The sequence below is a fragment of the Kribbella soli genome, from assembly GCF_004331345.1.
Taxonomy (GTDB): Bacteria; Actinomycetota; Actinomycetes; order Propionibacteriales; family Kribbellaceae; genus Kribbella; species Kribbella soli.
In genome coordinates this window covers 1,636,228-1,649,483 of record NZ_SJJZ01000001.1, presented here as the reverse complement: position 1 = coordinate 1,649,483, position 13,256 = coordinate 1,636,228, and the positions used below count along the sequence as shown (strand labels likewise).

The window sequence follows — 13,256 nt, the reverse complement described above, 5'->3', positions numbered from 1 at the left end:
GGAGAGTTCCCTCACAAACGCAAGTCGCGACTGCGTTAAGGTGAGGTCATGAACGAGCGAGAGCCGGCCCGGCGGCCTGGCGGGCGGAGCGCCCGCGTCGGCTTGGAGGTCCACCAGGCCGTCACCGACCTGATCAACGAGCGCGGCTACGGCAACTTCACCGTTGGCGACGTCGCAGCCCGAGCGGGTGTGGCCGACAGCAGCATCTACCGCCGGTGGGGCAACCTGGCAACCCTGCTCACCGACGTGGCGCTCACCCGCCTCAACGCCCAGTCGCCGATGCCCGACACCGGGAGCCTGGCCGGCGACCTGCGCACCTACGCGGCCCAGGTGGCCCGCGAGATCACCGGACCCGACGGTCTGGCGTTGCTACGCCTGGCTGTCGCCCTGTCCAGCCACGGTGACCAAGGCCAGCGGGCGGGTGACGACCTCCTTGCCGAACGCACCCGGCAACTGCAGTCCATGCTCGATCGCGCTCTCGAACGCGGCGAGCAAGCACCCGATGCGTTAGGCGTGGTGGACCACATCCTGGCCCCGATGTATGTCCGAGTCCTGCTCGGCATAGGCCCACTCACTCCGGACTACGTCGACGGCCTGGTCGACCGACTGCTGTGACCCTCCGCGCTGCCCTCAGGAAACTGGCGGTTGATCCAGCGGGTCAGCCGGGCACTGACCTCCATGAACATGATCCTGGCGTACGACGGTTGCCGAGGCACTCGCAACGCCGGGTGGAACGCCGTTCTCCAGGTAGATGGCTTCCGCAGTCCGTCGGCTGTTGAAACCGGCGGCGACGCGTGCGAACTGTTCTGGGTCGAGGAGGTGCCTGGCCTCGTCGAGGGTGACGAACCTGGAGGAGATGACCTCCGTCGGCTGGAGCACGATCCGGTCGATGTCGGCCGGTGCGAGCACCCCGCCGTCGAACAGAAACGCGACGATCTCCGTGAAGTCTCCTGACTGCGGTATCCAATCCACCGCCAGCAGGCTGCCAGGCTCGACCAAGAGACCTATCTCCTCGCGGACCTCGCGCTGGGCGGCGAGGCGTGGCGATTCGTCGCGTTCGACCATGCCGCCGGGGATGTCCCAGGTCGACTTGCAGGGCGGCTGAAGCACCAGCAACCGGCCGGCCTGGTCTGTTAACAAGCAGTCGGCAGCCATCCGTTTCGTGGGGAACTTGGCGGTGAAATGCACGTCGTCGGGCATCTCGCCACCCAACCACAGCTCGACACGGACCCGGGCGAGCGTCGTGGTCAGGGGCGGTAGGTGGCGAGGGTTTTGGTGAGGGCTTGGTCGAGCGGTGTGGCGTGTACGTCGAGTTTGTTGGCGATCTTGGTGCTGTCGACGATGAAGGGTTCCTCGAACTGGTACTGCATTTCGGTGAGTTCCCGGATCGTTGGATTGAACAGGCCGAGAGCGCGGAGCATCAGCGGTGGCATGGCGCGGAGCTTCGTGCGGGGTTGCCCGGCGTACTGGTAGGCGAGGTCGACCAACTGTCGGGTGCTGCGAGTGTCCGGGTCGTTCGGGACGTGCCACACCTGACCGGGGGCGTCGGGGTGTTCGCCAAGTACGGCGAGGGCTTCGCCGATGTCGGGGATGTAGGTGTAGGTGTGTGGCTGGTCGGGGTCGCCGAGCACAGTGGCGGTCTTGCCGGCCAGGGCGGCGGGGAAGACGCGGTCGCCGAGATTGGATTGCGCTCCGCCTCGAGGTCCGAAGTAGTCGGATGCGCGGCCGATCGCGACCTGGACGCGGCCGGCTGTGTGGGCGGCGAGCAGTTCGCGTGCCATGCGTCCCCGGAGCTGGCCTTTCCTGGTGTGTGCGTCGTACGCGCGATCTTCGGTCAGGGTGCGGCCGGCGGGACGCCCGTACATGTAGACGTTCTCCATGCTGACAAGCAGCGCACCGGTGGCTTGCGCTGCGGCGAGCACACCGTTCTGCAGCGCAGGGAATTGCGCGGTCCACTCGGGGTACGGCGGATTGAGCGTCTGATAGACGACGCGGGCGCCCTTGGCGACGGCTGTTGTGAAGTCGGGGTCGCGGGCGTCACCACCGACGACTTCGATGTCGTCGGGTACGCGCGTGCCCGGATCGGTTGACGAGCCGGGCGGTCTCACCGCGGAGCTGTAGCGCCTCGAGCAGTGCGAGGCCGATCGCGCCGGTGCCGAAGATGACGTGCTGCGGTGTGCTCATGCCTTGGTCTCGATCCGTGGCTGTGTCGGAGCCGGGCCGGCCTCGGCGCGATACGGCAGCAGGTAGTGGAGCAGTACGCCGGACAGCGCGGAGAAGGTGATGGCTCCGTAAGCGCCGTAGATCGTGAACTGGTTTTCGACGCTGATTCCGCCGAGGGTGGTGACGGTCCAGCCCAACGCCCACAGGAACGGCAGGGCTGCGGCCCATGCCCACCGTCGGTGGGTCTGGGCCGGCAGCGCGAGTGTCTGCGCCGCGCCCAGGACGATGCCGGTGAGGAAGCCCATCAGCGCGAGTTCGCCGAGCGAGGTGCCGTAGTCGACGACTACTGCGCCGAGCAGGAGCCCGAGGCCCATGCCGATCGCGGTGGCCGGTATCCATCGGCGTGGGTCGAGCCGTCGGCGGCTGACCAGCACCTGTCCGGTGCCGAGGACAGCGCCGGTGACCACGCCACCGAGCAACGCGGCGAGCGGGTCGTTGACGCGGCCCGCGGCCAGGTCGCCCGCGATACCTGCGATCGGGAAGGCGAGGAAGCCTACGGTCCAGAGCAGCCAGGTGCGTAGGAAGATTGGTTGTGAAGGTGCGGTGACGTTCATCGTGCTCAACTCCTGAGCGCGGCAATAGCCGGCTGGATTGCGATGCTGGTGGCGCGGTGCCTGAAGGGCCGTTACGTGCCTGGCTTTCGATCAGCGGGCACCGCCGATCACCTGCCTGAACAGCATCAACGCCATGGTGGAGACGATGAACAAGCTCCCGGTCCCCATGCGGATGCCCCCGGCGCGGCCACGAGGCTGTGACGACTCGAAGATCACTGAGCAAGATCTGACCGCGCTGACCTCAGCATGGGCCTCGTGATCGACTCTGTCCATGACCAGCAGGCACCAGGCATCACCGAGCATCCTCCCGAGCGGCTGATTGCAACGTTGACAGGGACTGATCACCCGAGGATGGTGAGGAGCACGGGGCGTACGTGGGTGGGGGTGTCGGGCATGTCCGTCGTCGGCGGACATGGACGCCGGGGTCTTGTGCTGCCTGCAAAGGGAGCTCAGTCGCATGGCGAACATGAGCGGTCACCCTCTATCCGGTGGTCAAGCGGCAGAACCACAGCATCGCGCTCGGCTACGTCTGCGGCCAGAACGGGCTCTCCCGAGGTCGAAGGACACACCCCCGCTACCTCTGCGGTGAGAAGCAGACGGCCGCGACTTCATTCGTTGTGCAATCCCTTTGAGAGATGGTTCTGATGACAACATCTGTGGCATACCCGGTGCATGTGAACGCCGCGCCGGATCCGAAATCGTCCAGGTGGCTCTGGCTGGTCAAGTGGATCCTCGTGATCCCGCACTACGTCGTGTTGCTGTTCTTGTGGATCGGCTTCATGGTCACCTCGGTCGTGGCGTTCTTCGCCATCCTGTTCACCGGTCGCTATCCGCGCGGCATCTTCAACTACAACGTCGGCGTGATGCGGTGGTCGTGGCGCGTGACGTACTACGCCTATGGAGCACTCGGCACCGACCAGTACCCGCCGTTCACGCTGGCCGAGGTCGAGGACTATCCCGCGCACCTGTCGGTCGACTACCCCGAGCGCCTGTCCCGAGGCTTGGTCCTGGTGAAGTGGTGGCTGCTCGCGATCCCGCACTACATCATCGTCGGCATCTTCGTCGGCGGTGGAATGTGGGCTGCGAACCGGTCCGACAACTGGCAGTGGAACATCGGCGGCAGCGGCGGCCTCGTTGGGATCCTGGTGATCATCGCGGCCGTCATCCTGGCCTTCACCGGCGCATACCCCCGATCGCTGTACGACGTGATCCTGGGAATGAACCGCTGGGCTCTCCGGGTCGCCGGCTATGCGGCCCTGATGACCGACGTGTACCCGCCGTTCCGCCTCGACCAAGGCGGCAGCGATCCCGTCCTCGCCGTCCCGTCCCCATCCGACGACCCGAGCTCTGAGCGCATGCTCAGGGCATCAGACACTGACGCGGCTCCGGGCGGCACACCTTGAGCCACCTGCGCTAAACGTGCGGTGTCGTTCCCCGGACACTCATCCGTTCGCCGGGGCGGCTGAAGATGCTGAGGATCTCCGCGGGTTCGTGGCCGGTGCTGCCGAACCAGTGCGGCTGTTCGGTGCCGAACTCGGCGACCTCGCCGGGTCCGAGCACCCAGTCCTCGTTGCCGACGACGAGGCGCAGGTGGCCGGACAGCACGTAGATCCATTCGTGGCCCTCGTGGGCCCTGACCTCCGGGGTGACTTTGCTGGTCGGAATGACGATCTTCCACGCCTGCGTGGCATCGGGATGTTGCGTCAGCGGGATCACCGTCCGGCCCTTGACGCGACCCGGCCTGAGGCGGATGCGCGGATCGCCCTGCACCGGCGCGGCGACGAGGTCGTCGAGCGGCACCCGATACACCTGCGACAACGCCAGCAGCAGTTCCAGGGTCGGCCGCCGCTGTCCGGTCTCGAGCCGCGACATCGTGCTCTTCGAGATCCCCGTCGCTGTCGAAACCTCGGCCAGGGTCATCCTGCGCTGCGCGCGCAGTCGCTTGAGCCGTCCCCCGACCCTCTCGAGCACCGCGGCAATCTCCGCCGCTGAGGTGTCCTCCACACGCTCATCTGACGCCCATTTCCCACAAACAGCAACCTTCGTAGCCGAACCTCCGACTCAGCGCCAGCCTTGGAGCATGACCACACCATCGCTCGATCCGAAGCCCGGCTGCGCCGGCGCCTGCTGACCCGCCACCATCACTAGGAAGGGAATACACGCCATGAGTGCACAAAGCAGCGCCGCCAGCCGCGACGAACCGCGCGTACGAACGCCCAGCCCACGGAGCGATCAGGAGCTGACTGTCCGGCGGATGAACGTCATGAGGCTCGGCTACGCGTTCATGGGGGTAGGGCTGGCGTTGGTCAAGTGGCCGGTTCTGTTCCAGGACGTTCGATCGCTGCCGGTGATGGAAGGAGTTGTCGCCTGTCTGCTGACGGGCATGTCGTTGCTGGCGTTCCTCGGGCTCAGATACCCGGTGCGGATGCTGCCGATCCTGCTGTTCGAGGTGGCCTGGAAGGTCATCTGGCTCGGTACGGTCGCGATTCCCCACCTGATCGCCAACGACCTGAGCACCGAAGCGCGCGACGTACTGTTCAACTGCTCCTTCATCGTCGTCATCGCGGCCGTCATCCCGTGGCGCTACACCTGGCAGCGCTACGCCCGGACCCCGGGCGATCCCTGGCGCTGACAGTCGATCAGCGGGCCGGGGGTGTCCAGAGGCCCAGCCATTGCTCGGAACCCCAGGCTTCGTAGCGGGCTGCCTCGGTGAAGCCGAGTTTTGTTGCCAGGCGCATCGAGGCGAGGTTGGCGGACTGGGTGGTGAGGACCACTGGCTCGCCGGGGCGGGCTGCGGCGAACCAGGTGAGGGCGGCTGCGCAGGCTTCGGCGGCGTAGCCGTGGCCCCAGGAGGACGGGAGGAACAGGTAGCCGAGTTCGACCGACGCGAGCTCCGGGCGAACCTGGTCCGGGTGGTTCGGGTCGCGTTGGTCGAGGGTGACGGTGCCGATCATCGCTCCGTCGAGGTCGACCACGAACAGGCCGGTACGGCGCCGCGGTGCCTCTGGGATGTTTCGCTCGAGATCCTCGCGGGACTGCGCGCCGCCGATGTACGTGCCGACCTCGGGAGACGCGAGCAGCTCGATGATCGCCGTACGATCGCGCGCCTCGGGCTCGCGGAGCACGAGGCGCTCGGTCTTGATCGGGTCCGGCGGCCAGGCGACGGACTCGAGCTCGCTCTTCATGGTCGGCCACCCTATCCGCGCATCACTCGATCAGGTCGGGGTCGTGCAGGAACTTGCGGACGTCCTGAGGGCACCGGCAGGCAGCGGCGATCTTGGCGGCCCAGGCCAGGGCCTCTTCGCGGGTCGGGACGTCGACGGTCATGAAGCCGCCGATGAGTTCCGTGCCCTCCAGGTACGGGCCGTCCGTGACCAGTCCGTCGGTGCCGACCACCGCGTGTTCCACGTCGCCGTCGTCGTAGCTCAACCCGCCGCCGAACCGGAACACGCCTGCGTCCTTCGCTTCCTGACAGACCGCGTGCGAGGCCTTGCCCACCTCGGGGAAGTCCTCCTCCGGGATGTGGTCCATCGAGCCCTTCTCGAACGAGATCAGGTACCGCGGCATCTCACCACTCCTTTGTCCTGACGACCTCTTCCGGCCGCCGCTCACCCTTGCAACGAACGCCGAGCTCCGGATCCGACAGGGTTGCTGACATCAATCATGGTTGAATGCGCGGATGGAGGCGTACCCCGTTGACCAGGCGCGGTGGGACGACCTGGTCGAGTTGTTCGGGCCGAGCGGCGGGACGCGGGGGTGCTGGTGCATGGCCCGCCGGCTGCCGGCGTCAACCGTCGCCGCGAACGGGAGCGCCGAGAACCGCGCCGCGCTTGAGGGTTTCGTCGAGGCAGGCGTCCCGGTCGGCCTCATCGGGTACGTCGAGGACCGCCCGGCGATCTGGTGTGCCGTCGCCCCGCGGACGGAGTACTCCGCGATCGTCCACTCGCGGACGCTGCCGATCGACGAGCCGGACGACGAGACGATCTGGGCGATCAACTGCCTGTTCGTGAAGAGCGGGTATCGCGGGCGAGGGCTGATGTCGCCGATGGTCGACGCGGCCGTTGAGTATGCGCGGAGTTCGGGTGCGCGGATCGTGGAGGCGTACCCGGTGAAGGCGATGCCCGGCGATCCCGGTCGCGGCGTACTGAGCACGTTCCTCGCCGCCGGCTTCACGACGTACGCCGAGGACCGTACGACGGCCAAACGCAACGTCGTCGTACGGCGAACCCTATGACCGCCCAAGCCCGCGCCGCCCGCGCCGAGGCCCGCCTGCAGACGGCGCATGAGCTGCTGCGGGACCTGGACCTGATCGAGCGATGGAGCACGTACGGCGAGGTGACCGTCGTCGGCTCGGTCGGGATCGAGCTCGTGGTGGCGCCGGACATCGATCTGGAGATCCGCTCGAAGGAACCGCGCGTCGCGGACGGGTTCGCGGTGATGAGCATCCTGGCGGAGCTACCGCAGGTACGGCGGATCACCTATCTCGACGCGCGCGATCGGCACGAGCGGGGGCAGTACTGGAAGCTCGAGTACGAAACGGCGGATGAAACGTGGACCGTCGACATGTGGGTGTTCGGCCCGGATGCCCTCGGCGGCGGACCGTTGGCCGAGGCGCTCCGAGAGGTACTGACGCCGGCCGCGCGCGACACGATCCTCGCGATCAAAGAAGAGGCCGTGACCCGGGGCGAGCGCGCGCTGGGCTACTGGCTGTACCAGGCGGTGCTGGACGCCGGCGCGTCGTCGTACGACGAGTATCGTGACTGGCTCGGCGACCGCAACATCTACGAACGCACGGGCTGGCTCACTGATCCCAGCTCCAGGTCTCTCCGTAGAGGGTGAATCCCCAGTCCCGCCCGCGGATGCCGTAGGCCAGGTAGTCGACCGCGGGTACGGCGATCGGCGGGTACGGCATCTTGCCCAGCAGCAGTACGGCGTCCTCGACCGGGACCCACCGAACCTCCATCACCGACCCGTCCGGATCGTCGACCGCGAACGCGGGATCGCTCACGTCCACGACGTAGTTCCAGGACCGCGACGTGACGCGACCGTCAGCGGTCGTCCGCGTCGTCCACACCAGCTCGAGATCTCCCGCCGCGGCGACCAGCCCCGACTCCTCGCGTAGCTCCCGCACGGCGCCGTCCGCCGGGGTTTCCCCGTCCTCGACGGCTCCACTCGGCAGGTTCCAGTACGGCGCATCCCAGGCCTCGTACTGCTCTCGGACCACCGCGACCATCCCGTCGTACCGTGCGATCACGCCCGCGTATCGCTGCATGCGGGCGAGTATTGCAGGTTCCGGAAGGAGAGCGTCCGGAATCGGATCTACCGTGCTGCCATGAGTGAGAATGCGTGGGTTTCGCCGTGGTGGGAGCCGCCGTTGGCGGGGAGTGATGTCGAGCATCTGGTCGGGGCGCTGGACCGGTTGCGTACGACGTTCCGGTACAAGGTCGACGAACTGGACGCGGACGGGTTGAACACGCGGATCGGGGCGTCGTCGATCACGCTCGGCGGGTTGATGAAGCATCTCGCGGCGAACGAGGACTACATGTTCGACGTGAAGTTCCGCGGGAAGCCGATGGCCGGGCCGTGGCTGGAGAACGGCTGGCGCGACGACAACGACTGGGAGTTCAACTCTGCCGTCGACAACACGCCGGCTGAGCTGTACGCGCTGTGGGACGGTGCGGTCGCGCGGTCCCGGGAGACATTGACGGCGGCGATCGCCGACGGCGGGCTCGACCAGCCGGCCGACATCACCTGGCCGGACGGGCGGCACGCCAGCCTCCGCCGCCTGGTCTGCGACCTGATCGAGGAGTACGGCCGCCACACCGGCCACGCCGACCTGATCCGCGAGGCCGTCGACGGCCGCGTCGGCGAGGACCCGCCAAGCGACTGGAGGCCGGTAGGCCCGAAGCGAACCGCTACGCAGGCATAACCCGTCAAAATCGACGAAATCCGCGCTAAAAGGGGACTTCTGCCTGCGTGGCGGTTCACCACCTACTTGATCCGCTGCATCGTCCCGTCCGCCGCGATACCGATCACCGTCGTCACGCCGTCGACCGTCAGGTTCACGACCATCCGCGAGCCCTGCATCGACGTCGTGTACGACACCGTCGCGTTGGTGCGGGTCGGCGCGATCACGGACAGGATGCTCGCGTTCTGCCCGGACCGGTTGAACTTCACCACCGGCGACGGCAGCCGCTTGTCGATCGTCGTGTAGTGCCATCCCTGGATCGGGTCCTGCTGCCCGGTCGTCACCTCGATCGGCGTCGTCTGCTGCTGGAACGGGATCTGCAGCAGCGTCGTCTTCACCGTGTCACCCGGCCGCGCCGCCACCGCCCTGTCGTTGCCACTGACAACCACCTTCTGGTCCGCCGGCAGGTGCCACAGCGTCGAGTACTCCTGATCCGCAGCCGACGAACCGCGATCCAGCACCACCATCAGATCGGGATCCTTCAGCACCAGCACGTCCCGCGTCCGGTCGATCCCGGCCCCCGGTGAGTCGTGCAGCTCGTAGAACTCCGACGTCGCCTTGATCGACGACCGCACCAGCTTGGTCTCCGGGTGTCCGGTCGCCGACTTCACGACCATCTCGTTGTGCGCGAACTGACTCTTCGCCCAGAACCGCCAGTCGTCCACCTTGTACCCGGCGTGCCCGCCGTCGATCAGGATGTCGCGCCCGCGCGAGGTGTACGTGATCGACGTGTGGTCGTTGTGTCCGTGCAGCTTCTGCGACGGCCCGAACCGGATGCTGTACGTCGACTCCTGCGTGAACGGCCGCGTCTCGCCCCATCCGGTCCGCCCGAAGATGTACCCGGCGTCGAAGATCCCGATCCGCTGCGTCGGCCGGATCCCGCGGGCTCCGCGCGTACCGGCGTACTCGAGGACCGTCCCGGTGACGGGCACCGTGCGCACCACCTCGGAGTCGCCGAGCTGCGGCAGGTTCCCGAGCGAGTTGGTCGCCAGCGCGAGCCATTTCGCGAGTTCCCGCCGGCGCGCCGTGATCGTCGTACCGGGGTCGACGCCGCACTTACGCAGTACGTCGATCGCCCGCCCCCAGAGCACGTAGTTGAACTGCGCGTACGCCGTCGACTGCTCGTTCGTCGAGCCCTGCGTGTCGATCGACGTCTTGATCGCACTCGTCAGCCGGTCGGACGCGATCTTCTTCAGATCGTCGCGCTGCAGCGTGCACCCGATCCCGAACAGCGCCAGGCTCTCGTCGGTGCCGTGGTTCCAGTCGCCGCTGTAGTTCTTCTGCAGGAACCACGCGTGCTCCATCAGCGCCTTGTCCAGCCACGCGTACGTCAGCGGCAGCTTCGCGACGTGCAGCCCTGACAGCACCGCCTGGCGCAGACAGATCAGCACGTTGGTGCGGTGCATCGTCGACTCGTACGCGCCGACGTCGGACTTCCACGAGTACGGGTTGTCCTTGACCCAGTCGTGGGTGATCGCGCTGACCCGCTGCAGTGCGGCCTTGTCGCCGGCCGCGGCGGCGGTGATTCCTTGCCCCAGCCAACGAAGCGAGTGCAGCCACATGTACCAGCTGGGGTTGTTGGGCGGGTTCATCCGCCAGTTGATGTTCCCCTTGCCGTCACCGACCTTGGTCGGCGGCGTCGTACCCCACGTGAACGTGTCCTTGTAGAGATTGGCGACCGGGTTCGCGTGGTCGATCCCGCTGTACGCCGGGCACGTGTAGACGTTCTGCCGCACCGGCGCCGGCGGGGCGGTCGGCGGCTCGGGTGTGTGGCTGACAGTCGGATCCGGAGCGGCCTCCGGCTCGGAGCCGCCCCACGGGATCATCAGTACGGCGCCGAGTACGGCGGTGCTCACGAGCAGTGCGATCGTGAGTCGCAACGTCGTACTGGACGTGCGCAGATGTCTCGCGGGCATCGTTGGTCCTCCCCGCATACCTGAGGGCATGCCTATTCTGGCCTAGACCTGAATTCGGGTGGGGCGATCCCCGGGACAGAGTCAAGTGGTTGTGTCGCTGAGTCGCGGTACTTCAGAAACGCGGTACTTCAGAGAACGCGGAGCGAGTCGCCGAAGGTTGCACCCGGCATCAAATCTGCCGGTCAGCTCCTGTCAGGTACGTCGCCGTCGGTTCCCCCCCGAGGTCAGATTGGTTCCTCTACCTGATAGATGCCGCGAGCGGTCCGAAAAGTTGCGCGGATCGGCGACTTCGGTTCCGGTTGCCCGGAAGGGCAGCGTCAGTTGGGCCGGATCGCCTGCAGAATCAGGGCGTTCCGCGCGTTCTGGCCGTCTGGCACGGTCGTGTGCCGGCCGTCGCGCAGGTCGGTGTGCAGCCGCTCGGGACGGGCCGCGAGGAACTCGGCCCAACGGACGATCCGCAGGTTCGGATGCCGCAGTGCCGCCTGCGCCAGTTGCAGGTTGATCCACTCGCTGTTGCGCTGATCGGCGACCTGGACCGCGGGCGGCTCATCGGTCCGGGAGACCTGTACGTCGACCCAGTACACGGTCCGCTGCGGGCCGGCGATCCGGAGCGCGCGCTCGACCTGTGCCGCGAACGCGGGCGGGTCGAAGATGTCGTTGGTCCCGACCGCCATCACGATCCGCCGCGGGAGGCCGTACTCGCGGGCCCAGGCTGCCATCGCGTCGACTGCGGCGGACGTCGGTTGACCGGCCCAGCTGTACTGCGCGAACGACGTACCCAGTTGTTGTCGGAGGAGCCGGCCGAGCGCTGCGCCGTCCTGTACGGCGATGCTGTCACCGAAAAGCACCACGCCGTCGGTCGCGACGACGTGGCGGACTTCCGCGCTGCTCGAGATCACGCGGTTGTTCGCCTGCCAGGATCCGAGCGCGCCGGATCCGTAGGTTCCCGAGCTGACGACCGGTGCGGCTGACTTCGCGTGTGCGGCCGGGGCTTCGAGGTGCAGCAGCGCCAGGAGGAATGCGGTCAGGACCACGATGACGGCGGCCGAGGTCGACCAGCGTTTGATGAACATGCCTACCTCCTCAGCTCTGTTCACGCGGAGGTCGGCCCTCAGGTTGGCATGTCGGCTAGCGAGTTCGGACGGCGTCCGCGATCAGTTCGTTGCGGGCCGAGCCCCCGACCGGCTGGCTGGTGTGGACGCCGTCGCGGAGGTACTGCGCCGGGCGGTTCGGCTGGGACGTCAGGAACCCGGACCAGTCGATGATCCGCAGGTTCGGGTGCCGGAACGCCGCGTCCTGCAGTTGCTGGTTGATCCAGGCGCTGTTGGCGAGATCGGCATCCCGTACGGCGGCCGACACCTTGGCGCGCCCCACGTACACGTTCACCCAGTACACCGTCCGGTCCGGCCCGGCGATCCGCAGCGCGCGCTCGACCTGTGCCTCGAACGCGGGCGGGTCGAAGATGTCGTTCGTACCGGCAGCGATCACGATCCGCCGCGGCAGACCGTAGCTACGCGACCACTCTTCGAGCGCGTCGACCGCCGCCGACGCCGGCTGCCCGGACCAGTCGTGGAAGGCGATCGAGTCACCGGTGCGATCCGCCAGCAGCCGCTCGAGCGCGCTGCTGTCCTGGACGGCGATGCTGTCGCCGAACATGAAGACCCCGTCGAAGGCGAGCACTTCGCGGATCTGGTCCTCAGGACTGATCCGGTGGATCAGCTTCTGCCACGGGCCGAGCGTGCCCGATCCGTAGCGCCCCGGCCCGCTCGACGGAACGCTGTACGACCCGCCGACCGTGGTGTCGGCGCTGGTCGACCGCGGATCGAGTACGACGAGCACGCCACCGAGCAACGCCACCACGAGCAGCGTCACGACGATCGCTACGACCGACCCCAAGAAGGCCCGCAGCGCGGACGGCTTCCTGTGGTGTGCATGACCCGGCCGTTCCCCCACCTGATGCAACATCTCGACGTCCCCCAGCCTCCGTCGCCGTCTTCCTACACTGACATGACGCGGTGACCCCCGATTTCGCTGCATGCCCCTACCCCCCAACACCCCGGAGCGAACCCCCCGGTTCCCCACCCCAGGATCCCCGAAGACCCAAATCCTGGATAGATTCCGGCCATGCCGGAACCCGACCCCGTCACACGTGATCGCGAGTGACGGGACGTGGGCGTTCGATCACGACGGGTGGCTAGCTCAGCCGGCGCGCTCCGCGTCGCTGCGTTCGACGCAGAACTCGTTGCCTTCGAGGTCCTTCATGGTGACCCAGCCGCGGCCGTCCGGGACCCGGTGGTCCTCGTGGATCGTGCCGCCGAGCGACAGGATCCGCTCGACCTCCTGGTCCCGCGTACGCTCCGTCGGGCCCCAGTCGAGGTGCACCCGGTTCTTCACGGACTTTCCTTCCGGGACCGCGATGAACAGCATCCCGGGAGCAGGTGCCGGCGCCTGCACCAGGACCTCGTCGTCTCCCGGCTCGTCCCCGTCGGCCACCGGCCAGCCAGTCACGCTGCTCCAGAACTGCGCGAGCTTGTAGGGGTCTCCAGCATCGATCGTGATGTGTCGCAGCAACATGCCGAGACCTTAACCGCACGG

General features: G+C 67.4%; 17 protein-coding genes. 6 read left to right on the top strand and 11 right to left on the bottom strand.

The window, feature by feature from the left end:
* Nucleotides 1–48: 48 nt before the first annotated feature.
* Entirely contained in the window at nucleotides 49–615 is a 567-nt protein-coding gene (locus E0H45_RS08220) for a TetR/AcrR family transcriptional regulator (protein WP_131335736.1), read from the top strand.
* 15 nt (nucleotides 616–630) lie between these two features.
* Here E0H45_RS08220 and E0H45_RS08215 read toward each other — a convergent pair whose 3' ends face one another.
* The 3 genes from E0H45_RS08215 to E0H45_RS08205 all read right to left on the bottom strand — a co-directional run bounded on the left by E0H45_RS08215 (nucleotide 631) and on the right by E0H45_RS08205 (nucleotide 2,777).
* Complete coding sequence (locus E0H45_RS08215; RefSeq protein WP_131335734.1) at nucleotides 631–1,200, bottom strand: NUDIX domain-containing protein; 570 nt, start codon at nucleotides 1,198–1,200, stop codon at nucleotides 631–633.
* A 47-nt stretch (nucleotides 1,201–1,247) separates the two neighbouring features.
* Nucleotides 1,248–2,108 (bottom strand): NAD-dependent epimerase/dehydratase family protein, encoded by an 861-nt coding sequence (locus tag E0H45_RS08210; RefSeq protein ID WP_131335733.1) that lies wholly within the window; start codon nucleotides 2,106–2,108, stop codon nucleotides 1,248–1,250.
* Nucleotides 2,109–2,180: 72 nt separating this feature from the next.
* Complete coding sequence (locus E0H45_RS08205; protein WP_131335731.1) at nucleotides 2,181–2,777, bottom strand: hypothetical protein; 597 nt, start codon at nucleotides 2,775–2,777, stop codon at nucleotides 2,181–2,183.
* Between the two features lie 644 nt (nucleotides 2,778–3,421).
* Between E0H45_RS08205 and E0H45_RS08200 the strand changes: the two genes are divergently transcribed.
* Nucleotides 3,422–4,180 carry a DUF4389 domain-containing protein gene (locus tag E0H45_RS08200; RefSeq protein WP_131335729.1) on the top strand — a complete coding sequence of 253 codons (759 nt, stop codon included), beginning with the start codon at nucleotides 3,422–3,424 and terminating at the stop codon, nucleotides 4,178–4,180.
* A gap of 10 nt (nucleotides 4,181–4,190) precedes the next feature.
* On the opposite strand, the gene E0H45_RS08195 is transcribed toward E0H45_RS08200, so the two are convergent.
* Nucleotides 4,191–4,781: a helix-turn-helix domain-containing protein gene (locus E0H45_RS08195; protein ID WP_131335727.1), complete on the bottom strand. Its 591-nt coding sequence runs from the start codon at nucleotides 4,779–4,781 to the stop codon at nucleotides 4,191–4,193.
* Between the two features lie 250 nt (nucleotides 4,782–5,031).
* Between E0H45_RS08195 and E0H45_RS08190 the strand changes: the two genes are divergently transcribed.
* Nucleotides 5,032–5,409, top strand: a complete 378-nt coding sequence (locus E0H45_RS08190; protein ID WP_131335725.1) for a hypothetical protein — start codon at nucleotides 5,032–5,034, stop codon at nucleotides 5,407–5,409.
* Between the two features lie 7 nt (nucleotides 5,410–5,416).
* On the opposite strand, the gene E0H45_RS08185 is transcribed toward E0H45_RS08190, so the two are convergent.
* On the bottom strand, nucleotides 5,417–5,962 hold the full coding sequence (locus tag E0H45_RS08185) for a GNAT family N-acetyltransferase (RefSeq protein ID WP_131335723.1): 546 nt from the start codon (nucleotides 5,960–5,962) through the stop codon (nucleotides 5,417–5,419).
* 22 nt (nucleotides 5,963–5,984) lie between these two features.
* On the bottom strand, nucleotides 5,985–6,344 hold the full coding sequence (locus tag E0H45_RS08180; protein WP_131335721.1) for a YciI family protein: 360 nt from the start codon (nucleotides 6,342–6,344) through the stop codon (nucleotides 5,985–5,987).
* Nucleotides 6,345–6,456: 112 nt separating this feature from the next.
* Between E0H45_RS08180 and E0H45_RS08175 the strand changes: the two genes are divergently transcribed.
* Nucleotides 6,457–7,011: a GNAT family N-acetyltransferase gene (locus tag E0H45_RS08175; protein WP_131335719.1), complete on the top strand. Its 555-nt coding sequence runs from the start codon at nucleotides 6,457–6,459 to the stop codon at nucleotides 7,009–7,011.
* Entirely contained in the window at nucleotides 7,008–7,616 is a 609-nt protein-coding gene (locus tag E0H45_RS08170; RefSeq protein ID WP_131335717.1) for a hypothetical protein, read from the top strand. The genes E0H45_RS08175 and E0H45_RS08170 overlap by 4 nt, the downstream gene beginning before the upstream one ends.
* On the opposite strand, the gene E0H45_RS08165 is transcribed toward E0H45_RS08170, so the two are convergent.
* Entirely contained in the window at nucleotides 7,579–8,049 is a 471-nt protein-coding gene (locus E0H45_RS08165) for an NUDIX hydrolase (protein ID WP_165546381.1), read from the bottom strand. The genes E0H45_RS08170 and E0H45_RS08165 overlap by 38 nt on opposite strands.
* Before the next feature lie 60 nt (nucleotides 8,050–8,109).
* Between E0H45_RS08165 and E0H45_RS08160 the strand changes: the two genes are divergently transcribed.
* Nucleotides 8,110–8,706, top strand: a complete 597-nt coding sequence (locus E0H45_RS08160; protein ID WP_131335713.1) for a mycothiol transferase — start codon at nucleotides 8,110–8,112, stop codon at nucleotides 8,704–8,706.
* 62 nt (nucleotides 8,707–8,768) lie between these two features.
* On the opposite strand, the gene E0H45_RS08155 is transcribed toward E0H45_RS08160, so the two are convergent.
* The 4 genes from E0H45_RS08155 to E0H45_RS42370 form a co-directional block, all read right to left on the bottom strand.
* Nucleotides 8,769–10,661, bottom strand: a complete 1,893-nt coding sequence (locus tag E0H45_RS08155; RefSeq protein WP_238154855.1) for a heparinase II/III domain-containing protein — start codon at nucleotides 10,659–10,661, stop codon at nucleotides 8,769–8,771.
* A 317-nt stretch (nucleotides 10,662–10,978) separates the two neighbouring features.
* Nucleotides 10,979–11,734: an SGNH/GDSL hydrolase family protein gene (locus tag E0H45_RS08150; protein ID WP_238154854.1), complete on the bottom strand. Its 756-nt coding sequence runs from the start codon at nucleotides 11,732–11,734 to the stop codon at nucleotides 10,979–10,981.
* 55 nt (nucleotides 11,735–11,789) lie between these two features.
* Nucleotides 11,790–12,614 (bottom strand): SGNH/GDSL hydrolase family protein, encoded by an 825-nt coding sequence (locus E0H45_RS08145; protein ID WP_165546380.1) that lies wholly within the window; start codon nucleotides 12,612–12,614, stop codon nucleotides 11,790–11,792.
* 246 nt (nucleotides 12,615–12,860) lie between these two features.
* Entirely contained in the window at nucleotides 12,861–13,235 is a 375-nt protein-coding gene (locus E0H45_RS42370) for a VOC family protein (RefSeq protein ID WP_165546379.1), read from the bottom strand.
* Between the last annotated feature and the right edge of the window lie 21 nt (nucleotides 13,236–13,256).